We start from the raw sequence: 23928 nt of genomic DNA on the forward strand, positions 1-23928 counted from the left end.
AAGCTCATTAAACGCAGAGCTTATGGCTTAACTAACTTTAATAGTTTTAGAAGAAGGGTTTTACTAAATTGGTATTTCTGTTGTTAACTTAACATATCTACTCTCGGAGAGCCTAAATTTTTAATCTCCTCATCAGTTTTACCTTGCTCCATTAAAGAACGACATTCCCGAAAACGGTCGGCATCGTCCTCTGTATACGATTCTTTTTCGCCTATTTCACTCAAATGCAAAGTCCGATTGATTTCTTCTGGAGAGAGATTATTAAAAAGTTCATGTGGTTGGTACATAAGAAACTCCTTATTTAGAAAATGTTCCAAAAGGATTTAGCCAGTTAGTATCTTGTTGCGTCTGTTCTGGTACAGCATTGGATACTAGTGATACTTCTTTTGGGCTTCTTTTAGTGTCAATCGTCCCTACGCCCTGAGATAAAGTCTCTCCTAGCAAACCCAATAAGTATTCCTGGTGAAGTTGAAGACGATAAATGCAAGCGCGAATCTGCTGTTCTAAGTCCGGTGATTTTTGCTGCATTGTTTGATAGGCCAAAGGTAGCCAATAACTAGTAATCGCAATCATTACCATATCTTTAGCTGGATAAAGAGTATTTTTTGAGTTTAAATACTTGATTAACATCGCCTCATAACTACTCGTATCGACTCTAGCTCTCAAACGAAATTCAACATCTTGAAGCATTCTACATTCCTCTCACAAATTACTACGACACCTGAATTGATGGAGCAGATGTAAAATTATTTTGATAACGGAACAATCCATATACATCTGTGAACCGTAGGCATAACGCATCTTTTTTCGGTGGCAAGTTAAAAGCTAAACGCACATCCTCTTCTAATTCTGCTGCCCAGGAAATATCCGTATGGCTAAATAAGTTTGTTAACTCTGTCGCTAAGTATTCCGATGTTCCTCCACCAATAATCACTTGTTGCACATCTACAGGAATATTAATACTGAGCCAAATAGATACCTTGTTCCAGTATTCTTTCCGCGATAAACTCACAGCTTCCGTAATTTGCGTTATCTCCTCAGCCTTGAATTCCGCATTTTTGCTCCGAGCCAAGTTTTTAAAGTGCTTTGGTTTAATTGTTGAACCTGATAAATGAACAGCTTTTAACAAATCATGTAATTTCTGTCCTGACGTTCGGCTTTTGATTCTGTCCAACATCCAGGCTAATCCTAACCCTTCCGTCTTTCCTCTTGATATCCCACGCTCAAAAATCACAGATGATATATCCCTAAACCCCATCATTACTACAGCCATGTTCACTCTATTGAAGTCTTGACCGAGCTTTTTACTTTTGGTTAATACCAATCCCCCACCTTCTGGGAGGCACTGAAAACTCATCAGTTTTACACAAAATTGTTGACCTCGGAAGCAGAAATTAAACAAAGCCTTCGTCAAACCCCCTTCTAATCTTTCTCTGTCTTCCCACTCCCCATAAGGTAACAGCAGCCCTAATGACAAATTAAACTTCGTTCCTAGCCCTTCTTTCATCGCTATTGATCCAACTGCTGCTAATGTTTTCGGAATTGCATTCTCATACTTGAGTTCCAAAAAATTCACACTAGCCTCGAAATATTTTTGAGCTAAAAACCCCACTGCATAACATTGTTCATCGTTGTACTCCACCCATGCCTCATTCTCTGGATTCGGCCTACTGATTTGTCTCGATTCATACCCTTTGAGCGAATCTCTCGAAGTCTTCATCAACTCAGGCTCCATACAAAACATTTCTGGCTTTCGTGTCGTCTCCGACAAAATCCGATAAACCATTTTTGTCATTGATGTTCCAGGGTCAAGACTTAACAACAAGTCCACAACTTTTTCTCCTTTTTCGTTTTTCCTATTTATTGATAACTACTATCAATAACTAAACGCTCACTCAACGCTCGACAAAGCAGCCACTCTACAAGGGTTCTAGAATTTATTAAAAATTGTCACATTTTCTTATTTATTTTACTATTTTATGTGTTAAACAAAAATCCCAACATTTAACATATCTGCCTGATTTTCCCCACTTCGTCCCAAAAATTACTTTTTATTCCCTACCTTTTTTATATATTTAACATCATTAACTCTAAATATTATCATCAACTTAATATTTTCCAACAATTCCCAATATTTCCCTGAACTTCTCAGAAGTCTCCCAAATATTCCCAGTATTTTTCATTAATTTTTAAAGCTTTAAGACACTGTAATTGGAGTTTTTCTGACGCACAGTACGCCATATTTGGCGGAAAGTTTTTTGAGTATTTTGTTATATTAGATTAAGTCGGAATTTTTGAGAAAAATATTTTTTGAAGTTGAAGTCTCACCGAAAATTTTCAACTCGGCATCAAATTTATTTTGGTTTGATGTCGAGAGTGAACTGTGACTTCAAAGGTGAACAGTAATCGCTTAAGTAAAGTTATGTAAAACTTCTTCGAGAGGTGAGCGATGCTGACAGCTGCTAACGTGTCATCCGAGATGGCAGTAAACTACTTCATCAAGAATTACTATCACCAAGGAAAGTCCCTTTGGAGTGGGAAAGGTGCTTCCAAGTTAGGATTATCTGGGGCGGTTGACGATGAAGATGCTTTTAAAAATGTGATTGAGGGGCGTACGCCTGATGGTAAGGAACAGTTAAATGCCAGAGTAGTCAAGAAGGGACAAGAAAAAGAACGCAGAGCCGCCCTAGACTGTACATTTTCTGCGCCCAAAAGTGTGAGCTTGATGGCATTGGTGGGAGGGGATACTCGTTTAATCGACGCTCACCATCAAGCATTGAAACAAACCCTAGAACTAATAGAGCAGCGTTACGCCTACACCAGAGTAACCGGTGATAATGGCAGACATAGAGTTAAGACTGGCAACTTGGTGGTAGCCCAGTTTGACCACATCGAAAGTCGGGACTTAGACCCACATCTGCACACCCATTGTTTGCTGATGAATATGACGCAAACACCAGATGGCAAGTGGTTGAGTCTAGGCAATAATGAAATATTCGCCAATAAGAAATTCTTGGGCATGGCATACCAAAGCTATCTGGCGCGTGAAGTGCAGAAGCTAGGGTATGAGATAGAACATCGCTTACACGGGCAATTTGATATAAAAGGCTTTAAAGAAGAAGATAAGATCGCATTTTCCAAACGACGACAACAAATACTTGCTGCTTCTGGGGCTAATTCCACCTGGGCAGAAAGGGAGAAAATCTGGGATCAAACCAGACAACGCAAAGAAAAGTTACCAGAATCAGAGTTAAAAGCATACTGGGAAAAAGAAGCACAGGCGTTAGGGATTACCTTTGTCAAGCCTGGGGAACCACAGGAGAATGTACCAGACAACGACAAGATTTTAACTGGGGTTTTAGATTTGGCGATCGCTCATTGCAATGAGAGGAATGTCGCTTTCAAACTAGAAGACTTAGAAAAATTCATCCTAGAAGAACGTTTAGCCACTGATGTAGCAGCAATTGAGCCACTGGTAAAATCCCACCACGAGTTAATCGGCTTGCCGGGTTTGACTCATCAATTTACGACGATGACAGCAGTACGGCGGGAGTTGGCAACTATTGACTTAATGCAGCAGGGACAAGGTAAAGTCAACGCAATTTCGCACCCGGAAGTGGTTGAAAGCCTGTTACAGAATACGTTACTGAACCAAGGGCAACGCAAAGCGGTAGAATTAGCTACCTTGACCCAAGACCAGTTTATTGCATGGCAGGGAGTAGCTGGTGCTGGTAAGACTTTCGCCCTCAAGGAACTAAAAGCGATCGCTGCCAATTCTGAATACACAATCAAAGGCTTCGCCCCCAGTTCCGCCGCAGCTAAGGTTTTAAGTGAAGAGTTAGGGGTTCAATCCGAAACTGTCGCTAGGTTGTTGGTTTCGGAATCGCCACCAGAAATTGAACCAAATCAAATTTGGATTGTGGATGAGGCTGGGCTACTTAGTGCTAAGAATGCCCAAGCACTTCTACAACGGGCTACTCTTGAGCAAGCGCGATTAATTTTAGTTGGAGATACTCGGCAATTATCAGCCGTGGAAGCTGGTAATCCGTTCAAGTCTTTGCAGCAGGCGGGAATTAAAACTGCACACCTCAATGAATCCTTGCGCCAAAAAGACCCACAGCTAAAATTAGCAGTAGATTTGATTGCTGAAGGTAGAATTAAAGCGGGTTTTGAGCATTTATTAAATAATGGTTCTATAAAAACTGTAGATGCAGAGTCCAAAACAGAGCAGATTGCCAGTGATTATATAGTAGGGACACCAGAACAAAGAGTCAAAACCCTTGTTTTGGCTGGGACGAATGCCGAAAGACTTGCCCTTACCCAAGCCATTCGCTCAAAACTTAAAGATGAAGGGACTTTGGGAGAAACGGCAACTATCACCCAATTGCAGACCAAAAATCTCTCAAAAGTGCAGATGCGGTTTGCCCATAACTTTGTAATTGGCGACGTGATCACGCCGACACGGAACTACAAGCGTCGGGGATTGGAGAAAGGCAAACTTTATGAAATAGTAGGTCAAACTACTGACGGTTTAACTCTTAAAAGTGATGATGGCAAGTGTTTAGAAGTCGATACAGCCTTTGATAAAGCTGTGTACCAGAGGCAAGAGATTGAAATTGGCGTAGGCGATCGCTTGCAATGGAAGAAGAACGATAGACAATTGGGACGACGCAACGGACAAGAATTTACTGTTACGGCGATCGCTCTTGGTACAGCCCAGATTCAATATCTTGATGGTCACACTGAGTCTATCAGCTTAAGAGAAGCCCAGAACCTAGACTATGCCTTGGTAAGTACGACATATAGTAGCCAAGGTAAGACCGCAGACCGTGTGCTAATTTCGGCGGACTTTACGATTGGACAAGAAAGTTTTTATGTTGCGACCAGTCGTGCCAAACATGAACTCAAAATTTATACCGAAGATCCAACGCGATTATTGGAGTTAGCACAGGAATCGAAAGCTAAAGAAAATGCTCTGGAATTGCTACGAACACAGGTTCAATCTGAAAAACCGGAAGTAACTCTCAGTGCTGAGGTTTCTACTTCAGTCAAACAAAACACAGCATCAACTTCAGTTGTACAGCCAACCCTGAAGTCAGCACTATCTAGCGTACCAACACCTTTGGAAGCACCCACACAAACTCCTCTAGTCCCGCCAATACTCAAAGGGACACCAGAAATTTCCCAGGTTTTTGAAAAACCCATACTCAAACCAAAAACATCTGTACCTACTGTTGCATTTTGGACTCCATCTTCTGCACCATGTCCTAACCATATAGACCCAGAACACTGGCAAGAACTAGTAGAAAAAAGTGCGATTCATCCTATGATTGCGGCTTTGAACTTTAAAAGCTTACATCTTGACCCCATAGAACAAGAACATGAGGCTTGGGAATATCTTATATATAGTGACAATATCTCCCGCCGGAATGATGGACGACTCAGGGATGGAGATTTACGGAGATATTCTCACATTGAAGCTGGTGGCTGGTGGTGTCATGCTGGTGTTGATCCGCGTTGCTTCCCCAATTTACAACCAGGAGAAAAGCCGACTGCTAAAATCTGGGGGTGCTACAAACCCAACGCTCCCAGAAATCAAATTGATGAACCAGGGAAACTAATTAAATATGAGCATCCGCCTAAAACTGATTTAAGTATCTTTTTACTAGATATCCCTGATGATCTAGCTGACCGGATCTATAAGAAGCATGGAGTAGAGCCAACCAATAGCGATCGCACTTTGGGATTTTGGTACTGTGTTTGGAGACATAATCTCCCCATCATGATCACGGAAGGAGCGAAGAAGGCCGCCAGTTTGTTAAGCCAGGGTCACGCCGCCATTGGAGTGCCGGGAATTTATGCGGGATATCGCAGTAAAGATTCATTGGGTGAGCCAATCAAACCTATATTACATGATGAGTTAGCTGTTTTTGCCACACCCAACAGACATATTCAGTTTTGCTTCGACTACGAAACTAAGCCCAAAACATTACAAAATGTTGAAATTGCCACATCACGGACTGGACAACTTTTAGAACAGCAGGGTGCAGAAGTTAAAGTTGTTACCCTACCAGGCCCAGATAAAGGAGTGGATGATTTTATCGTCGCTCAAAGCCCTCTCGCATTAGAGAAAGTCATCACTGAAGCGATGAATTTAAAAGATTGGCAACAACGTAAACGTGCCATAGAACCACCTCGCAAGTTGACACCAGAAGAACGTCAACAGCGACTAGCGGTTCACCTTAAACAAGAAACTATCAATGCCACTCAAGATAATTTAGAACTACATCTCCAGCAGATGATCCAAAACTTAGATCAACCAAAGCTGAAGGCTTTATTTATAGAAGTAGGAAAGTATGTTAAAGGCGAAAAATTTACGGGTGAACAAGTCAACGAATTATTCTTTTTAGCTGGTCAAGCTGATTCACCGTTAAGTTTTGAGCAAAGAATGAATACCGTTCGCCAATTAATTAGAGATAACAAAGCCCAACTTATGAATAAGTTAGGACTAAATTTTCAACAAGAAAATTGCAAAGAAAAACATAACAGGTTTAGGCGGTAACATAACTGCGGTAGCGAGAGCGTCCGCCACGAATTGCGAATTGGTATTATCTACCCATTTTTCTAAAAGCAGATGCTGATTCTTTTTGGGTGGCATCTATCTCAAGTTTATGACTTCTACTAACAACAGAATAAACTTTATCAAGTGCTTCTGACTGCTGCCTTGAAAGATTAGGAGATAACTCTCCATCCTCAAGAACTATATCCCCATTTTTAGCCCGAACAACTACACTCTCACCTTGCTGTTCAAAATCAAAACTAGCACTTTTGAAACTTAAAGAACCATCTGGGTTGGTTTGACCAAAAATCTTCAGGAGTGCTTTTATACTTTGTTCAAGTGCTTTAGCTTTAGCATTATCAACAGATTTATTAATGTTAGATTTAACCTCTTGAACACTTTGCTTAATAGTGTTTTTAACACCATTCACCCGCGTGTCTATTTTTTGTTTTAAGTCACTAGCTTGTTTATTTACTTTAGCTCTAAGCTTTGTGACTGCGGGTGTCAGCACATCTTTAATTTTCTCAAATAATTTTTTGGTAGTTTGTTTTAGAGACTTCTCAACCGTTCCTACCCAATTTTGAAGTTTAGTATTTTGAATTGGCGATAAAGACCGTTCATTTATTGCTGAAAGAGCTTTTTGGATATTCTCTATGAATTTTTGTTGTTGCTCTAATGATTTACTCAATTCACTAACTTGAGCAGCTAATTTGGAAACTAATTCAGGTGTCTGTTGGTTTTTTTGAAGTCCGTCAATGATTTTCTGCTGTGCTTCTACTTTAGATTGTAAATCCTGAATTTGTTTTTGGATAGTTTCTACACTATCTGGAGTTTTAACTTGACTTTTCTGTGCTGTTTTCTGGGCTGGAGCTTGCTCTATTGGAGCCAAGCCTAATTTATCAGTTTTAACTTGACCATCTTGAACACGAAAAACTTCTTGTTTTCCAATCTTAATTGAGATTGTCCCCTGAGATTTTTTCGGGTCTGAGATAGCTATCCTAATCTTGTTAACTTGTTCTGGGGTCAGTGTATTTTTGGATGGCTTTTCTCCAATAGCACCTTTGTAGACTTTCTCTCTACCAACATTAATAGTTACATCATCATTAGTTTTTATGTCTTTTGATTTTGCTTTCTGTTGAATCAGTTTAAGTAAAGATTCTAAAATCTCTAGATAGTCTCGTTTGATTTCATTGGCATCTCCATTTTCAATCATAATTTTTACTTCCTTATTTTATATTTGCTTTGATAGAAGCTCAATAATCAAAGATTCCGTAACATTTATCTCTGGCAGAATAACTCCGCCTAGCTTGTCTAGAATCACTCTACCTTCAATTTCGATATAAACCCAATTGCCATCAATTCCTACTTGAATAGCTGCGGCATTTTTTCTTTCACTAGGAACATATCGCTCTAGTTTTCCCTCCCACACTTGAAAAACAGCCTCATCATCAACATCGTTATAAACATCTATAGCCTGGGGAATATAATTGTTGGGCAAAGGTTTATCATCCCAGGCATCAAGTACATTATAAATTTCACAGGGATATTTATGAGCCAAGACTGCTATATCAGATGGAAGTTTAGCAGTAATTTGTTGCCAATCATCATCAGATAGTAGATAATTTGATGCCATATTTTTCTCCGAATTTTTCTCTAAATTAAAGCAGCGATTTCTTCTAGTTGCTCTTTGTTTTCTATCAAAGGTAACAATCTTTGTGCCTCTTCTCGTCGGATTTTCATCTCTTCATTTGCTGGAGTTTGGAGAGTAGATTGAGATGCTAACTTACTTTGAAACTCATACCAAATTTTAATACTCTGGGCTTCCGATTTAATATCTCTTTGGGGAATCTTTATTTTCTCTAAAATCGGCAAACTTATTTGACCACGAGAACGAAATCCTGGACTAATAATTACCGCTTTTCCTTCTGGTAAAGTGTTGAATTGATTAATTTCAAACAGCTTGCGAGTGCTGTTTTGGTCAGAATTAGAAGTACTGGCTCCTCCACTTCCTCCTGAAGAACGAGATCGCTGCTTGTACTTGATTTCAAAATCCCCCAAAAAATTACTAAATCTTTCAGCAGCAATATCATCCTGTGGATTGAAAAATGCCTTGGTAGCACAACCACCAAAAATCGCATTAGTGGTATTCTCCCCATAAGCTTCTTCCAGCATTGATAGGTTTTGTAATCCCAGGATTGAAACTAGCCCATCTTCGCGGTTTTGATTCAGCCAGTCTACCAAGGCAGGTAAATACAGCGTAGGTAGCTCGTCAATTCCCAGCACCAAAGGACAAGTACGTTTACCAGCGACATTTCTACTAACTAATAGATGCAGAATCGAAACTAACAAAGGTGCGATTACATCACGCTTCTCTTTGTTCATTCCGAAAATCACCATCTGCCGACCTTTCAAATCCAAAGGAATATTAGTTTTACCGCAAAAAGCTGCTAATGCTGCGGGAACCATAAATCGACTAAACAAACCACTGGCTGTACCCACAATTGAAGCGGCTGTTTCCGGCGAACCAGCTACAGACACAAACTGTGCAAAGGCTTCTCTGACCATGAAATTCATGTCTTCGGCTTGTTCAATGCGATATACTAATTTAGGCAGCCCCAAGATGGCTTGGCACATCATGATATCTGGGTACTTTGTGCCTTTCGCCAGCATAAATACAGCTTGTACCAGTTGGTCGCCAGCATTCGTAAAAAAATCATTTCCTGAACTGTCAGAGCCAAGTTGAAAGTTCCGGTTTAATGTAATGGCCAACTGACGTGCCATTTCTGAGTCTTCATTGTTCCGCAAAAAATCGATCGGATTTGCAACTGCTGATTCTGGGAAGCCCGGAGCTAACACCGTCACTTTATACCCACGTTCTAGAGCATATCCCGCCAGTGATGGGGCTTGTCCTTTAGATGCAGCTGTGGCTGATTCTTGCTCGGCATACTTGAAATCATAGAGGATTACCGGAAACCCCTGGTCAATTGCCGAACGCAGCAATGGTGTCACCATCGAGAATGATTTCCCACTTCCAGGCCCACCAGCTACTAAAATTCCCCGTTGTGCCTCTGGTAAATATAACGTTCTTTTGTCTTCGGGAATCTGCGTAATTCTTCTTCCCTTCACAATTTCAGTTTTGGTATTTTCAGGAGTTCCCACAAATAAAGACACTCGATTGTGCTTTCTTGCCTGAATTTGCTTGCACCCCAGTTTCCGCGCGGCTGCTTTCTCTGTACTACCTCCCCATCTAGCAGTCGCTAACTTTCCTTTTCCTCCTTTGCCATCAATGTATTTGGCTATAATGATCAGCAAGCCACAAAACAGTATTCCTAGTCCGGCGGGTGATATCAATGCTGATTCTAGTCCTGGGGGAACTAATTGATTTGGGTTAACTGTAGAGGTAGTTTGCGTCATCGCCCTGTCCCCACAATTACTAAGTCATTTTCTTTGACTGGTATCCACGGCACTGGCCCAATAAAGTAGGGTGTGCAGGTCTTAGCCAAAAAAGGCGGACGAGCGCAGATTCTAAAATACAATGCAAAATCTGCTGTTCCTGTTGATTCATTGGTGTTAGTTAAGACAACTTTAAACCCATTACCGTACACAAGTCTGCCAGTTGGCTCTTTGCCATCATTGACCACCGCCAATAATCCATAGCCCCCTTTTACTTGTGGCGAATCTGTACCGGATGCCCAACGTTTACCGTACAATCCGGCATTGGGTGTAAAATCCCCTAACTCCAAATAAGCGCATTTTTTACCTGCTAGACAAGCTTTTGGAACTGTGCTATCGCCTCTGACTACGCTACCAGAAACATAATAGCTATCTCCAACTTTGGCATCTCCCTGTTCAGCTTCCCCAAACACCACCGAAGCAATACCTACAACTGCTTGACCAGAATCTATCGGTTGAGGCATTTTCGCAAATGGTACAAATTTGAGATTCGGAATTTGATTAATGTATGTTTGTTGCCATTTCTGAAAGTTACGGATTGGTGTCCTTTCTAACCCTGGTATAGATTCAGCTGAATAATCCCCTAAATCTATGTCCCCTAATTGTTTTTTCGCTAAATTTGGACGAGTGCGGATACAGTCGTTAATTGTGCCTGATTTACACTTTTGGGGTAAATAACCCGATTCTCCAAACAGTTTCAGTATTGGTTTTACTTGTTTGACTTTTAACTGTCCAAGTCCTGGTATTGCCTTAACTAAGGATTGGGTAGTTTGCCATTTCACGAATCCGACATCTTTCAACGTTGGTTGTTGAGATGTAGATGGGTCAGCAAGGGCAACTTTTGTGATTCCTTCCAGGGTAAAAGACCCCAACTTAAAAGCATCTTCCGCATCTCCTAACATCACCACTTGATCCGATTTTTGCCCTGCATCCCAAGAACGTGACGGATCATAGCCAAATACCGGAATTAGCTTTGGTGGAATTTTGATGAATCCTGCTTGTTGCAGTGCTGGTAAACTATCCCAAGTTACTTTGTCCCAGTCCGGTACTGAAGCTTGATATTTCCCTTGGGTGTATGTTGTCGTTGGTGGTTGTGCAGTAGCTTGTGAATTAATGATTGCGATCGCTCCTACCAACGTGAGTGATTTTAATCGCTGTATCATCAGAGTTTCCCTGCCTCTATTAATTGATTCAATAAATCTGCATTCACTCCCGTTCGGGCGATCGCTGTTTTTCTACTCTCACCCTGTCTGAGCAATTTAATCGCATCTTGAAACTTCTTCCAAGTCGGGGAATTAGGTTTGATTGTGCCTTGTTGTCGCGCTAAGGCTAAACCATAAACGAGGGCATTGGCATCATCCCTCTGTAAAGTTGTACCTGTTGGTTTGGCAGTTCGTCTCACTGTTACCAATTGTTGATTAAGTGCTGCGTTAGCTGGTGCAACAGTTAGCCTCTGTATTGGTGTTTCATCAGCAGATGGCGGTTTTTTAGCCACTACTTGAGTATGGCTGGCAACAGTAAGCGGTTTTTTTGGTGCTACTGCCACAGGTTTGTTGACTACAGGTAAGGGCTTTTCTGAGTCAGGTTTGATAATTAAACTGGTGTATTGTGGTTGACCAGTTGCCGGAATTAGCTTGAATTGATATTGCTTTTGTCCATCATTACCCGTTGTGAGGATAGTAATTTGGGTGTTCCCATCCTGGCTGGATGTTAAATGCGGAAAATTAATTGGCTGTATCTGTCTTAAAAATAAAACTGTTGCTCCTCCATCACAGTCTTGATTAGTCTCTTTAGGACATAAATTGCCATTAGAAGTAAAACTAATTCGGCTGGGATCTCCAATCCATACTTGCTTAATAATTTCACCTGTAGGGATAAAATTAATAGTTACTCCATACCCTTTCCAGATTCGCAACTCTACACCATTTGACTGAATACTTTGGGCATCTTGTGAGTAGATTGTTCTTACGGGAATTGCTAATACTTGTCCAGGATTAATCAGAATTATAGATAAAGAAATTGGCAAGTATCTCCCAACTTTAACAAGATATTTCATAAATTAATCGTTTGATTTACAAATACTTGTACTTCTTTTCCTGCATCAATTACAAAGACTTTATCTTCCGATTCTAGTTGCTGCGTCTGCCGTTGATTATTTAATTGAATATTCCTTACTACTTCGCTTAATGTTCCTTGGGCAAATCCAGCTACCAAATCTTTATTGTCATTAGTGATTACACTTGATGAAAAACCATCATAATTAGTAGTGATTTGGCTAGTAGGTCGATTCTGAAGTTCAGCAGCCTTGGTAACTCCCGCTAAAACAGATGCGAAAATAGTTCTTCCTAAATCACTACCTCTATGTAATTCGGCTTTTAATGATTTACCATTTTTAGATAATATCAGGATTGTTCCTTCAGGAATTAGTTTTTCTTCTGGCTCACCATTTTTGTTAACTAATGCTGAAACTGCTTGTAATTGAATATACTCAGAATTTTTATTTCCCAATATTTGAGCCACAATATAAGAATTTTTGGGTAATATTTCACTCCCTGTAGATGATTTTAATGGCTGCGATAATTTAATTAAATAATTTTGATTTACTTGATTTTCATGATTACGACTCCAAACAATGGGAGTTTCTAATTTTCCTTCTGTGTGAGTACCTACTAAAACACGCTCTTGACCATCATTAATATTTTCTAGGCTAGAATCTTGAGCCTGTTTATCTACTTTCCTTGATGCCATACTAGGTTTTGAGGATGATGTGGGTTTACCAATCCCACCTTCTATTCCTTCTGCACTTTCTAAATCATTAACTGTTGCTGGCAATGTAGTTGTAGTATTTGCACCAAAACTACCAACATTAGCTACAGCCAACCATTGCTGCATAGGATCTACTTTATGCAGGGATGTTGCCGGAACAGTTTTTACTAATGGCTTTGCTTCCGGCTGGGGTTGAGGTCGATAAACTGGTGATGAGCGTTGAACTACTGGAGGTGTATAATTTCTGCGCTCAGGATTTTGAACAATTATTCTTCGTGTTGGTGTGGATGCAACTGTTACTGGTTTGGGTAAGGGAGTAGCAGTAATTTTTATGTCTGGTTTAGCTTTGAGATTCCGCATTTTTTCCATTGCCATACTTTGCCTCGTCAAAGCCAAGGCCGCTTTATCTGTTCCTGATTCATCCTTGACTGTTGCTGCTACTTCTTCAGTTTTTTCTGGCGCTTCGATTTTCTTTGTAGTGGACAATTTCAGCGCGTTCATCGACCCACTAATTACACCACCTATTAGTGCTACGAAAAGCAGTGTTATCCCACTAATTACCGCAACTTTTATCAAGGGATTTTGCGAAGTTGGGCGAGTTGTAGTAACTTCTTCTGGTTCTGGAACTTCGGTTTCATTTACTGCTTCATCAGTCTCAAAAGTAATATTTACCCCATTCATAGCGGCAAAGTCTTGTTTATCTTCTGTGGAATCTTCTACTGTTAAATTATCTTGGATTTTTTCTTCAATAAACTCTTCATTTTTTGACCTTAAACAATCTTCTATTTCTATTGTTGAATCATCTTTTATTTCTGTTATTATCATTTTTCCCCTAGTTCAAAATCTTGAATTTTATAAATTTCTAATCCGGCTTTACGAGCTTGATATGCTATTTTTTGGATATTAGAATATTGTTTAGGTAATCTAGGCGTATCTATTGCTTTTACAAAAATAGTTTTATTAAATGTTATGGGTTCACCAATAACATTACCACCTTTAAAAATAATTAATTCCGCAATCAAATCTATAGTCCATCCTCGACTTTCTTTTAGCTTTCTAGGTTCACCCAGAAAGCTAACTTTGAGGATAGATTGCGTTGAACCTTGAAAAACATCTGGTGGTGTTAGTTTACCCAGTTGCTCAAGAAATGGAGCGCGAAAATCTTCGGATAATGCAAACCCTGTCGCCCAAGTCTTTGTGGTGATTCTGCCTTGTCCTGCTTGTACTCCAGTGTCAAGTTTTAACTTCTCTAAAGGCGATTCCAACTCATTTTGAGGGACAGTATTCCAACTCAATAAACCTGTCATTGTTTGTCCTACAAAATGTGTAATAGCTTGTGAGGATCTCTCGCTACTACTTATGGAAGATACTCTAATAGACTCTCCATCACTTAATTCTACTAATGTTGGGGCTTTGGAGTTAGCTATTCTCCATAAACCAAAAAAGTTTACTAACTCTATCAGTAGTAATAATGTTAGTACAATGGCATTCCCCATTAAAAATATTGGTGTCAAATTTAGTTCTTTTTTTTCTAGTAATCGCATTATCTTTTAGAAATGAGAGGGAACAGGGAACAGGAAACAGGGAATAGGGAATAGGGAATAGGGAATAGGGAGTTCTTAACAGAACATGGAGTATGCAAATTAAATTCATGATTGTATCTTTTTAATAAGAGCAATAATCATTCGACTTTCTTCTTGAAGTAAAAAAATAATCGATTCTATATCTTTTTGCTGAGATAATTCTACTCTCTGGGATAAAATAAGATGCGTTTCTAATTCATTAGTTGACCCTTGAGCAATATTTAGAAATCTGACATACTCAGGGGTTGTTCTTCTTCCATACCCCTCTGCTATGTTAGCTGGAATAGATACCGCAGACCTTCTAATTTGTTGCACCATGCCATATAACTCGTCTTTAGGAAAATTTTTAGTCAAAAAATAACATTTTTCGGCTATATCCATGCCTTTTTGCCAAATTTTTAAGTCTTTAAAATCATTAATTTCTGACATTTAAAAGCCTCTTATTTTACTCTTTTGTTAAGAGTTCCCTGTGATGCACTCTCGCTTGTCGAAGTGTTCCCTGTTCCCTGTTCCCTGTTCCCTCAATGCGTGCATTATCTTCTTGCCAATAAAGATACAGAGAAATTTAGTCCGTTCGTAAAAGCCGTGAATACTGACATCCCTCCACCTATTCCTATTGCTACAGCAAGCAAGGGTGAAAAAACAGCTTGTACTAGTTGTGTCAATAAAGGATTAGTTGACGGCACGTTCACAATTGAACTGGCAACTATGCCAACAATAATTGAATTTGATACTAGCACCAAAGTTAATCCCAACCATCCTGCTAACCAAGCATAAATAGGTTTAGCACCAACAGGCAACAAAGAAAGAACTAGGAATATAGGTGCTACATGAGCTACTAATAAAAAAGATAGCTGAACAATATACGCAAAACCTAGTGATAATCCCGACAAGATAACAAAAACCACACCTTGTATAGCATTGTTTACTATTTCTCCAGTAGCATCAAGAGGATTCCATCTGACAGAACCAGCACTTCCATTTAATCCTCTTTGTTGTCTGATTTTTATAGCTTGTTCTTCAGCCTTCTTAGTTTCTCTGTCAATACATTCTTGACGTGGATTTGTTGTGTTCTGTTGAGCATCAATTTTTGATGTTGGTAATGTGTCGCATGAGGCAATTTTTGTTTGCGCTGCTAGAACAAAACTTTGGTCTGCATTAACAATACGTATAGCGTTTCTCAGAGTAACCCCATTTTTGGTTATCGACAGAATCTTGCTATTCAGGTGTATTGTCGTGTTGTTTAGTCCTACCGCCAGTGTAGTCGTCATCGCCCCATTGTTGGAAAGCATCAAAATTACTAGTAGAGGGAAGACCATTTCACTAACAACATTAGTCGAAAACCCTTCATCGCTAATTTGTCTATACCAACCTAGTGACCAAAATGCGACCAAAACTACAGCAATTAACATCGAAACAGCCACGATTGCTAAATAAACTGGGCTTTGCCCTGCTGCAAAATCTACCCAATCTTGCTTGAACGCATTGAGAGCTAACCTTGCACCATCTTCAGCCCCTTTAACAACGTCTCCAGAAATTGTCACTCCTGTATTTTGTCCAGGTTGTTGTCCGCTCGATTGAGCCAATACAAAAGGTATAAACAAGTTGCTTTGCTCCAATTCAAAATTATTAGGGAATTTTCCATTTTGAAGGCAAAAAAATGATTATTCTCGCCAAAAAACATCTAAAGCAGCCAGATTACTAATAATTGCTCTGCGAGTAGCGGCTGATTCTGCCTGTTTTTTCTTCTCCTCTTCACTCATTTGTCCAGATATATCAGCCAGATTCATATTTGTACTTGCCAGGAGTTGTGTTTGTCTTTGGGATTCGCCATGAGTCGCTCTTGCAAGCATGGCAACTTGCAAGTTTTGAATAGCCATTTTTTTGAGAATATCTTGAGTCACAACATCATTCTGAACAGTTTCTGCTTGTTCTAAAGAATCCGTTACAGCAGTATTACTAATTTCTGCTTCTCCAGCTTGATTTTTCTGTCCATCAATCCCCAAAACTGCTTGGGATTGTGCGCGAGTGTATGCTTGATGCACTTCCCTCTCTGCATTTTCTCCTTGAACTTCTGGCGGAGTATTAATTAAATCTGTATCTTCTTGAGCCGAAACAGCGTCATTAACATCATCTCCTGTTTTATATGGGTCTTTGTTACCATCTTTGATTGCTTTATCGATGGCTTTTCCTATTTCTTTATTAATACTTCCCCACTTGATGCTGAATTTTTTAAAGTCAATATCAATGTATTTCCTTGCTGTTGTTAAATACTCTTGTCCTTTTATGTATAAATCTAAAGTCTTTTCCAGAAATGTTTCTTCACGTTTTTTTACTGGATTCGGTACATCATCAGATTCAACAGTATCGACTACAACGGCATTAGGATCTGATGTTTGGGCTTTTACTGGAAGATTGAGACTAATTAAGAAGATTTGGGAGACTAAGAGGATCTTCAGCATCGGCTGCTTGATAGGTCTCATATAAATCCTTCAAAAGTACTCTAAATGGTGTTTTTGAACAATAAGAAGAAACTAAAGCTTCTTTTTTCACAGTGTCTATAGATATGGCTGTTACATCTAATGGTGGTGGTGCAAACTCACCAACAGAAGATAGAGTTTTGAAAAATGGACTATCATAATTATCCACATTAGGAGGGATTAAATAATCCGGTTTTGTTTTGATAATTACATAACCTGCATCCTTTCTGAATTCAGATGTTATCCCTGGCTGATTTAGCTTTGGATTGGCTACATTTTCATATTTCAAACGCCTCAGACTATAACTGAAATAAACAGAAGTTTTCCCATGAGCTAAACCAACTTGGCATTCTGTTTCTCTTTCAGCAATAAACTTCTGATATTTCTCTTGGTTATATTTCCAAACTTGAAAACTCCCTATAGATACAACTCCTGCTAATATTGCTAATAAGATTTTGTTTTGAATAAGTGTGGATAGACTTTTCATAGTGGCTTACCCTGCTTAATGCAATCGACATAATACTTAGAAAATTCTGCTACCCATTCAAACTTATTTTTGTAACGTTCTTTAAACAGATCGCGTGTCGCTTGTTCTTCCCTGCTATTGGCGACTAAAGCCAGCAAAGGATAGGACGGATAATAGCGACATCTGATGTATTTGTTGTTGTAATCTAGTAGCCATAATGTGTATAGCTGTTGAACGTTAGGAGTAAATGTTTCGTTTTTGTCGATGATTTCTCTGGGAATACCCAACAAATCCGAAAAACTACCAGATGCCCCTGGAACGATTCGCCCAATCAGTCTCAGTGGCATATTTTGTAATATCTGCTCTCCGGCTTCTGACTTGGCAATAGAGATTACATCCTGGGCTGCAAGGATAATTCTGCATCCTGATTTCCGTGCCGTCGCACATTTACGCCCTACTAGTCGAGATAACGCCGGAAAACGTAGGAGTACACTGGCTTCGTCCATGAAAAACACGCTGTTGGGCGAAGATAAGGATTGGCGAGAAGCTGCGATGTAAGCCGACATCCCAAACACCTCTGCATCTTTACCTGATTGCAAGTTAGTCAAAGCAAAGGTGATCAGCTTGCTGTCAGTTTCAAAAGTTGAAGGTTTACAAATTGCATCTCCAATGGAACTAGCCCGCCAATACTGGAACCGTAGCCGAATATAGTTTAGGGCTTTATCTACATTCTCATCCTCATACCCCAAATCAATATGGTCTGTAGAGAAAAACTGCTCCAGATCAACTAGAGTCGCGGTGTTCGCCCAAGCTTCAGACCCTAAACCTCCTTGCTTTGCCGACTCAAAGCGTTGTTGAATATCAGGGTCATCGTAAAATGCCTTTGTCCCCAGTGGAATTAACGATTCAATTGTTTGAGCCAGAAAACCATCAAACTGTTGTGAACCTAAAACTAGCTGTAAAACTATTAAGTTGACATCATTGCGGTGTGCTTTAACTCTATCTTCCCTTTGTTCCAACGGGATTTTCGATAAATCTAATGGTTGAACAAGATTGTTCGACTGCTTAGAAATATCAAAGTAGAAACCATTGTAGTAGGGCGTGAAATCTCCAAACGTTCCTGAGCCGTCGTCGTTAGGCAGGTCAATCATTAGTATTGACATCCCCATTGCCAAACACTCAGCAATAATTGAGGATACCAGAACTGATTTACCAGAACCAGTTGTCCCAATTACCATCATGTTTTTAGTTCGGGACAAATCAATGCTCACGGGTGAATGTCCCTCATCGGCAATTAGTTCAAATCCTTGCTGATCTGCACCAGATGTTTGCACCGCCGGCGTTAAACCAATTACCTCACTGGCAAAAAATGATGTTCTCCTGTTATATGGACTTGTTAGTTGTGGTCTTTGCCTCAACAGCAAGGTTTCTACCCAAATCAGCCATGTATATTGCATCTCACGGCTTAATTCCGCCGGTTGGTTCACATAACCTGAAATCAACCTGCAAGCATCGTCTATTTCTTCTGGTGTATCCCGGTAAACCAATACTATGAGTGCGACATTTTCTGGCACATCACCTGTATATAATTGCTTTTGAGCATTTACTGACCATTCAGTATTAATCTGTGATGCTACGTCGATGGTTTTTTTACTGGCACTCATCTGGGCATTTCGAGATCGCCTTGTGATTAGCTGCTGGGTTAACCTAACTATTTTCTGGTCAGCTGGGCTAATCTCTGTAATTATCTCGATATCATAAATAACATCCCTGGCGAATATATTCCACAGAAATCGCACTTGCGCCGTTGTCGAGACAAACGCCTCTGGTTTTTGTGTGAGCGTTAACACTCCCACATATTTCTGACCCTTTTTTGGCGTGGAAATACATACCCATTTGCGATCTGCAAATGGAATCCCATTATTTAACAACACGGATGTTATGTGAGCCGCATCTATATATTGCCTTGGTGATGGCAAAGACTCATGGAATTCTTCTGCCAGCATTCCATCACTAAAAACCAAAGTATGGGGAACTTTTACTGGTTTTGCTCCTACCTGAAATGATAAATCCTGCCACAATTCCTTTTCAGATTTCGGCGTTGGATTTAAACCCATTTCGGACAAAATTTGTTGATGTCGGAGGGAGACATTTATCGCTTTCTCCAGAACTTGCATCAAGCTTTTCCTTGTCAGTTCTGTCGCTCCTGTCGGTGTAAATCTTCTTTGGAGAAAATTCGATAAGTTGACTATTGCTCTATCAACTGCATCCCCCGCTTCTGTTCCCCCTGGTTTTACGGTGAATGTTGCGTAAACATTTAGAGTTATATTTTTTCGCTTTTTCTGTCTTGTTAATTGTTGGAGCCGCGATACACTCCCCCAATCTAAAAACTCACTTTCATCATTTACTGGATTACTTAAACGATGGCGAAAATGTTCTATTACTTCTTCCTCATTACAGAATGAACTCCAGCGAAATGTATAGCGTTCCCCTTGAGCGAATTCTTTGCAACCATTCTCGAAGGCTTGAGCGATCTGTTCTACTTTTTCATCTGAATTAAATAATGGGTGAATGCCCCTACAGCTATAACCAAATACTAGCTGCAAAGTATTGTTAGTCTCTCCTACTTGCTTTTTACTTAACAAATAAGCCCCTATTGTATATCCTCCTTTCTTCAATCTCACCAAGGTTGTCAGGTCTAGCAAGTCTTCAAAAGGATTTAGTTTTTGGCTTTTAGTTTTACTTTTTTTTAATGCCATACACCAACTTTTTTTGTCCCGGCTTTTCTTTTTTCTATTGGGGAAGAATATCTTATATACCCTCTTGTCCAAAATGGCACATTCGGAAAAATTCTCGACCAAAATAAATATGGTCTTTTCCCCGATAGAATTATGGCTGTCACAGCGAACCAAATGCCAACTAGAATGCTCCATATCATTCCCGCACCTAGTGGAAATGCTAAGAAAAATCCTAATCCAAATGACAACATAGAAATTGCAAATTGGAATCCCGTAAAAATTCCGATTTGGGCATTCTTTCCTAATGATTGATTGACCTGCTTGATTTCTTTTTTCATCTAAACCTCCCAGGAGAATTTTCGCTTACTTACGTACAAGCTGGTGTCAAATTTGCAAACAAAATATTTTGCGCGATGAACAATACCAATGTTACGAAAAAAATTCCAATCGGCTGTTGTACTATTTGCGTTATTTCTTGCCCGTCTCCTAATGCGTTCACTACTTTTACACCAGAAGCAACAAAGTAGATGAAAAGAATCACTGTGATTGTGGCATTTATCACTGCTGGAAGCGCACTTATAGCTGCATTAGCAGTCCCAGAAGATGTTCCCCCAAACATACACGTTAAGGCTATCTGTGCTGGGTCAAACAATCCGAATGCCTGGGCTGGTATTGCTTGTAATACCAGAATCAAAGCTGTGCCAACTGCATAAATATGATGCTGGTATTTCCGCCCTAATCTACCTAAAGCTTTTACCAAATTTTGAGTATTAGATGTCAAGCTAATTTCTCCTTTTATCCAGATTTTGACCTTTTTTAGATTCAGGATTTAAGATTTGTTATTCAATTTTGAATTTTGACTTGATTCTCTTTTTGATGCCCTTTTTTTGAATTCTTCCTCTATCTCAGCCAAAGTATGTTCTCTGGCCAACGCCCGAATTTCTTGAAGTACCGGAATATGGTATTCACGCAATTTCGCATATCCATTGATTCCACCCGTTTTAGGATGAGTGAACCTCTCAAAACTTGGCTCGTATTTGCGAGCAATATTGATGTATTCCAGCAGTTGCCTAGCGGTAACTGCTGGAACCATTCTAGAAGCAACTTGCGGTCTTGTTAGTTCTTTTTCGATAGGACAAACCTCCCGCTTCCATCTGTTCCGCGAATCTCTTAGAGTTTATTGCATATAGAAATACCCGCTTTTTAGTTAGCGGGAAAGGGGCATTTGCCATGAACTAAAATTATTTATAAGTCAGAAGCAACTATTTTCTTCCCTTGACTTGACCATTTCTCATCTAGAAGACTACAAGCCACAAGAACCACATTTTGAGGGTTGCGATGTTTTTTTCCATCCCTACACCAGCAGCGAACTGTGTAATCACTTTCGTATCCGAGAACAGAAGCAAGTTGCTGATAGCTTAGTCCCCATTTTTTCTTAAACTCTATTGGGTGCATAGTATTTATTTAGATACTTGCATGATTTATTTAATATTTATAGCATAATTTGTCATTACAATATTATTTTCAGCAGTTAAAAGATATTTATTTTAATAGTTTTTTATCCTAATTATTTATAGAATAATATTGACTATTCCATAGCAAATGTTCTTGATTTATAATCTAAATAATCCATTTTTATTAATCAAATATGTCTAATATAGATTCTCACTTTTTTCAACCTTCTCCCCCCCAACATCGAACTGTTGAAGAAGACGAAAATCTGGAATTATTAGCTAATCGTCTCAATCCCACTGCGGAACAAATTACTGAATGGCTACAGTCTCCACAAATTAGGCAATGGCTTAATCAGCAAATGATGGGGATTCCCGGTAATCTTAAATTAGAAGCCGTTAACATTTTGATCAACAAAATTATTCAAGTTTCAGATAAAGATCATCGAGTCGAATTCGCTAATGCAAATGCAGCTATTGGTGTTGATGTTTTACGCTGGAATTTGTGGGCTTTTTACCGCTTGCCTTATGCTCGTGGGTATCAAGCTCCAGATTGTGGTTATACGTTGAAGCTGCATTTGGAGCAAAAAGCTGCTTCTCAAAACTAAGCTTGATAGCGATCACTTTCGACCCCCAAGCGATCGCTCCATAATAGCTTATTAAGTACATTTGTACTGATTAGTAACATTATATTTTATAATACAACCATGCTATCGCAAGCCAGAGTAGAGGAAATTTGTCTTGGACAAGTTATTCGCCTGTCACCAGGCGAAATCCAAGATTTTCAAATCACGCCAGAACAACTTCGCCAATTACTTGATGAAGGGTTAGTTCATCCCCAGTCTTCTTACAACAATCGACCCACAATTGAGGGTTTTATGCGGTTTTATGAGGCAATCGAACCGTTTGTTCGCCAAGATTCAGATATTCAAGTTGTATTTCGTGGGCATTTAAGTAGAAGCTTAGGAATCAATGAATGTTCTAATATTCAACTTGTAATCGAATCATTCGACGACAAATCAAATCCACACCTTATATTATTCTTATTGCTAGTTTAGTTTTATTATTTATTGCTATTACAGTAGATTCACTCCATTTTGAGGGTGATGGAACTCATAGCTTATTAGAAGGTATTCCTAAATTTTTGAGTGGGCTGAATGTCGCGCTTTATTTTTGGTTTGTCTGCTATCGAGAAGTACTACACTCCTTGCAGTCTGCTAAAAGTGACAACTCTTACCGCTAACTGCAAGCAGTGTGCGTTACTACCCAAACATTTTCACTTTCATAAAAGTCCCCTCGTTGCTCTAATCTAAAATCACCCAGCAACAATCCCAACCATACCTCTACCATCGGCATTTTCAATTTCTGTTGTAGTAAAGTCAGTGTTATTTCACTTTTAGTCTGTTCCAAATACACCGCGATCGCCCTAGTCCATTTTTGGACATCCTCATCCCCTGCCAACCGATGAACATCCTCTACAGTCTGAATTTCTAGCATTGTCAAGACATTTTGTTTCTCGACCGGAGCCGCTACTGAATCAATGCTAGTCGTAGGATAAGTGAAATGGTGTGGCCCATGCGGTCTAAAGGTCTGCTGTGGTGGTTCTTCGATTAAGTCATCCAAATCTAGCTGCATGGTTGTTCTTACCAAACCAGCAAATAGATCAGTCCCGATCACTGGCCCCTCAGTATCATTCTGAGCTTGTACATCCTCCAGTAACAACCCAGCACGAGACAGAAGAATATCTGCGATTTGATAAAACGCTGCGGCTGCGGTTGATAACTGCGCTTCGGTTGGTAAATCCTCTAGTTCCTTATCCAAACATTCCCACACTGGCGCTAGTGTTGATGTCGGTGGAGCAACTGAAATCTCTTCTAAAATTTCCCAAATAGTTAGCTGACGATACGTGGTCAAGTCGCTTCGCTCCAATTCAAAATTAAAAATTCAAAATTCAAAATTAAAGACAATTAGTGGGAGCTTGTACCCAAATTTATTAAATTCAAAAAAATTCTTCTTCCTACGTGAATTTTGCATTTTGAATTCAAAAAAGGTCATGGTTCAGGGTGCAGTGGGCAAGGTCTTACTGGACAATGAGTTGGGCTGATCTCAAACATATCCTTATATTGATACAACGAAATACCATATTGTTTGGCAAATGCTTGCAACACCTGGTCTGTATAAGCGCGTATCTTGCCAGCCGTCAATCCAAAGCAGTGGATTGGCTCTAGACGGCAGATCGGCTTTTGCCCCAGCCATAGTTCTGCACCCAAGGCGTGCAAGGGCTTATCCCCTGTTTCTTTATACAAGTACAACACAGCGAAATATGTTGCGGGTGGCTCAACGGCGATCGCTTCAATTTGCCCAGAATCATCTTTGTTGCGGTTGCGGTAGAAGGAACGGCGATTGTGACAAACCTTTGGATTCCAGCAGCC

Annotated in this window: 23 protein-coding genes; 3 read left to right on the forward strand and 20 right to left on the reverse strand. The window is 39.7% G+C overall.

Going from position 1 to position 23928, the window contains the following annotated elements; translation table 11 throughout:
- Positions 1 to 83: 83 nt before the first annotated feature.
- Genes H6G79_RS34105 through H6G79_RS34115 form a run of 3 tightly spaced genes read right to left on the reverse strand, consistent with a single transcriptional unit; the run spans position 84 to position 1831 of the window.
- Positions 84 to 287, reverse strand: a complete 204-nt coding sequence (locus H6G79_RS34105) for a hypothetical protein (protein ID WP_190594941.1) — start codon at positions 285 to 287, stop codon at positions 84 to 86.
- Positions 288 to 297: 10 nt separating this feature from the next.
- The gene (locus tag H6G79_RS34110) at positions 298 to 690 is read right to left on the reverse strand and encodes a hypothetical protein (RefSeq protein ID WP_190594942.1); all 393 of its coding nucleotides are present in this window, start codon (positions 688 to 690) and stop codon (positions 298 to 300) included.
- Between the two features lie 22 nt (positions 691 to 712).
- A complete protein-coding gene (locus H6G79_RS34115; RefSeq protein WP_313934718.1) occupies positions 713 to 1831 on the reverse strand; it encodes a ParM/StbA family protein in 1119 nt (372 codons plus the stop codon).
- A 618-nt stretch (positions 1832 to 2449) separates the two neighbouring features.
- Between H6G79_RS34115 and mobF the strand changes: the two genes are divergently transcribed.
- The gene (gene mobF, locus H6G79_RS34120) at positions 2450 to 6562 is read left to right on the forward strand and encodes a MobF family relaxase (protein WP_190594943.1); all 4113 of its coding nucleotides are present in this window, start codon (positions 2450 to 2452) and stop codon (positions 6560 to 6562) included.
- 46 nt (positions 6563 to 6608) lie between these two features.
- Here the strand turns inward: mobF and H6G79_RS34125 are convergent, their stop codons facing one another.
- From H6G79_RS34125 to H6G79_RS34195, 15 genes are all read right to left on the reverse strand, one after another.
- The gene (locus H6G79_RS34125; RefSeq protein WP_190594944.1) at positions 6609 to 7772 is read right to left on the reverse strand and encodes an apolipoprotein A1/A4/E family protein; all 1164 of its coding nucleotides are present in this window, start codon (positions 7770 to 7772) and stop codon (positions 6609 to 6611) included.
- A gap of 18 nt (positions 7773 to 7790) precedes the next feature.
- Positions 7791 to 8192, reverse strand: a complete 402-nt coding sequence (locus tag H6G79_RS34130; protein ID WP_190594945.1) for a hypothetical protein — start codon at positions 8190 to 8192, stop codon at positions 7791 to 7793.
- 20 nt (positions 8193 to 8212) lie between these two features.
- Positions 8213 to 9973 carry a type IV secretory system conjugative DNA transfer family protein gene (locus H6G79_RS34135; RefSeq protein WP_190594946.1) on the reverse strand — a complete coding sequence of 587 codons (1761 nt, stop codon included), beginning with the start codon at positions 9971 to 9973 and terminating at the stop codon, positions 8213 to 8215.
- Positions 9970 to 11175, reverse strand: coding sequence for a hypothetical protein (locus H6G79_RS34140; RefSeq protein ID WP_190594947.1), 1206 nt, complete (start codon positions 11173 to 11175; stop codon positions 9970 to 9972). Before H6G79_RS34140 ends, H6G79_RS34135 begins: the two co-directional genes overlap by 4 nt.
- Positions 11175 to 12068, reverse strand: coding sequence for a hypothetical protein (locus tag H6G79_RS34145; protein ID WP_190594948.1), 894 nt, complete (start codon positions 12066 to 12068; stop codon positions 11175 to 11177). The genes H6G79_RS34140 and H6G79_RS34145 overlap by 1 nt, the downstream gene beginning before the upstream one ends.
- The gene (locus H6G79_RS34150) at positions 12065 to 13603 is read right to left on the reverse strand and encodes a TrbI/VirB10 family protein (RefSeq protein WP_190594949.1); all 1539 of its coding nucleotides are present in this window, start codon (positions 13601 to 13603) and stop codon (positions 12065 to 12067) included. The genes H6G79_RS34145 and H6G79_RS34150 overlap by 4 nt, the downstream gene beginning before the upstream one ends.
- A complete protein-coding gene (locus tag H6G79_RS34155; protein WP_190594950.1) occupies positions 13600 to 14322 on the reverse strand; it encodes a hypothetical protein in 723 nt (240 codons plus the stop codon). The genes H6G79_RS34150 and H6G79_RS34155 overlap by 4 nt, the downstream gene beginning before the upstream one ends.
- A gap of 105 nt (positions 14323 to 14427) precedes the next feature.
- On the reverse strand, positions 14428 to 14790 hold the full coding sequence (locus tag H6G79_RS34160) for a four helix bundle protein (protein WP_190594951.1): 363 nt from the start codon (positions 14788 to 14790) through the stop codon (positions 14428 to 14430).
- A gap of 104 nt (positions 14791 to 14894) precedes the next feature.
- Entirely contained in the window at positions 14895 to 15965 is a 1071-nt protein-coding gene (locus H6G79_RS34165) for a hypothetical protein (protein ID WP_190594952.1), read from the reverse strand.
- Between the two features lie 60 nt (positions 15966 to 16025).
- Entirely contained in the window at positions 16026 to 16823 is a 798-nt protein-coding gene (locus H6G79_RS37130) for a hypothetical protein (RefSeq protein ID WP_242048731.1), read from the reverse strand.
- The gene (locus H6G79_RS34175; protein WP_190594953.1) at positions 16783 to 17328 is read right to left on the reverse strand and encodes a hypothetical protein; all 546 of its coding nucleotides are present in this window, start codon (positions 17326 to 17328) and stop codon (positions 16783 to 16785) included. Before H6G79_RS34175 ends, H6G79_RS37130 begins: the two co-directional genes overlap by 41 nt.
- Positions 17325 to 20066 (reverse strand): helicase HerA domain-containing protein, encoded by a 2742-nt coding sequence (locus H6G79_RS34180; protein WP_190594954.1) that lies wholly within the window; start codon positions 20064 to 20066, stop codon positions 17325 to 17327. Before H6G79_RS34180 ends, H6G79_RS34175 begins: the two co-directional genes overlap by 4 nt.
- A complete protein-coding gene (locus tag H6G79_RS34185) occupies positions 20057 to 20383 on the reverse strand; it encodes a hypothetical protein (protein ID WP_190594955.1) in 327 nt (108 codons plus the stop codon). The genes H6G79_RS34180 and H6G79_RS34185 overlap by 10 nt, the downstream gene beginning before the upstream one ends.
- A 29-nt stretch (positions 20384 to 20412) precedes the next feature.
- A complete protein-coding gene (locus H6G79_RS34190) occupies positions 20413 to 20826 on the reverse strand; it encodes a hypothetical protein (RefSeq protein ID WP_199331726.1) in 414 nt (137 codons plus the stop codon).
- Positions 20827 to 20874: 48 nt separating this feature from the next.
- Positions 20875 to 21138: a hypothetical protein gene (locus H6G79_RS34195; RefSeq protein WP_199331727.1), complete on the reverse strand. Its 264-nt coding sequence runs from the start codon at positions 21136 to 21138 to the stop codon at positions 20875 to 20877.
- 555 nt (positions 21139 to 21693) lie between these two features.
- Here H6G79_RS34195 and H6G79_RS34200 point away from each other — a divergent pair.
- Both H6G79_RS34200 and H6G79_RS34205 read left to right on the forward strand, forming a co-directional pair.
- Positions 21694 to 22104, forward strand: a complete 411-nt coding sequence (locus H6G79_RS34200) for a hypothetical protein (RefSeq protein WP_190594956.1) — start codon at positions 21694 to 21696, stop codon at positions 22102 to 22104.
- Between the two features lie 99 nt (positions 22105 to 22203).
- A complete protein-coding gene (locus H6G79_RS34205) occupies positions 22204 to 22554 on the forward strand; it encodes a hypothetical protein (RefSeq protein ID WP_190594957.1) in 351 nt (116 codons plus the stop codon).
- A 181-nt stretch (positions 22555 to 22735) separates the two neighbouring features.
- Here H6G79_RS34205 and H6G79_RS34210 read toward each other — a convergent pair whose 3' ends face one another.
- Positions 22736 to 23410 (reverse strand): hypothetical protein, encoded by a 675-nt coding sequence (locus H6G79_RS34210; protein ID WP_191049414.1) that lies wholly within the window; start codon positions 23408 to 23410, stop codon positions 22736 to 22738.
- Positions 23411 to 23547: 137 nt separating this feature from the next.
- On the reverse strand, positions 23548 to 23928 hold a 381-nt coding region (locus H6G79_RS34215; protein WP_191049415.1), incomplete at its 5' end, for a hypothetical protein.

The organism is Anabaena sp. FACHB-83, assembly GCF_014697485.1.
Taxonomy (GTDB): Bacteria; Cyanobacteriota; Cyanobacteriia; order Cyanobacteriales; family Nostocaceae; genus Nostoc_B.

Coding starts and splice junctions, on each gene's coding strand:
- H6G79_RS34105 (WP_190594941.1), bottom strand. CDS start 287: ATGTACCAACCACATGAACTTTTTAATAATCTCTCTCCAGAAGAAATC.
- H6G79_RS34110 (WP_190594942.1), bottom strand. CDS start 690: ATGCTTCAAGATGTTGAATTTCGTTTGAGAGCTAGAGTCGATACGAGT.
- mobF (WP_190594943.1), top strand. CDS start 2,450: ATGCTGACAGCTGCTAACGTGTCATCCGAGATGGCAGTAAACTACTTC.
- H6G79_RS34125 (WP_190594944.1), bottom strand. CDS start 7,772: ATGATTGAAAATGGAGATGCCAATGAAATCAAACGAGACTATCTAGAG.
- H6G79_RS34130 (WP_190594945.1), bottom strand. CDS start 8,192: ATGGCATCAAATTATCTACTATCTGATGATGATTGGCAACAAATTACT.
- H6G79_RS34135 (WP_190594946.1), bottom strand. CDS start 9,973: ATGACGCAAACTACCTCTACAGTTAACCCAAATCAATTAGTTCCCCCA.
- H6G79_RS34140 (WP_190594947.1), bottom strand. CDS start 11,175: ATGATACAGCGATTAAAATCACTCACGTTGGTAGGAGCGATCGCAATC.
- H6G79_RS34145 (WP_190594948.1), bottom strand. CDS start 12,068: ATGAAATATCTTGTTAAAGTTGGGAGATACTTGCCAATTTCTTTATCT.
- H6G79_RS34150 (WP_190594949.1), bottom strand. CDS start 13,603: ATGATAATAACAGAAATAAAAGATGATTCAACAATAGAAATAGAAGAT.
- H6G79_RS34155 (WP_190594950.1), bottom strand. CDS start 14,322: ATGCGATTACTAGAAAAAAAAGAACTAAATTTGACACCAATATTTTTA.
- H6G79_RS34160 (WP_190594951.1), bottom strand. CDS start 14,790: ATGTCAGAAATTAATGATTTTAAAGACTTAAAAATTTGGCAAAAAGGC.
- H6G79_RS37130 (WP_242048731.1), bottom strand. CDS start 16,823: ATGCTGAAGATCCTCTTAGTCTCCCAAATCTTCTTAATTAGTCTCAAT.
- H6G79_RS34175 (WP_190594953.1), bottom strand. CDS start 17,328: ATGAAAAGTCTATCCACACTTATTCAAAACAAAATCTTATTAGCAATA.
- H6G79_RS34180 (WP_190594954.1), bottom strand. CDS start 20,066: ATGGCATTAAAAAAAAGTAAAACTAAAAGCCAAAAACTAAATCCTTTT.
- H6G79_RS34185 (WP_190594955.1), bottom strand. CDS start 20,383: ATGAAAAAAGAAATCAAGCAGGTCAATCAATCATTAGGAAAGAATGCC.
- H6G79_RS34195 (WP_199331727.1), bottom strand. CDS start 21,138: ATGGTTCCAGCAGTTACCGCTAGGCAACTGCTGGAATACATCAATATT.
- H6G79_RS34200 (WP_190594956.1), top strand. CDS start 21,694: ATGTCTAATATAGATTCTCACTTTTTTCAACCTTCTCCCCCCCAACAT.
- H6G79_RS34205 (WP_190594957.1), top strand. CDS start 22,204: ATGCTATCGCAAGCCAGAGTAGAGGAAATTTGTCTTGGACAAGTTATT.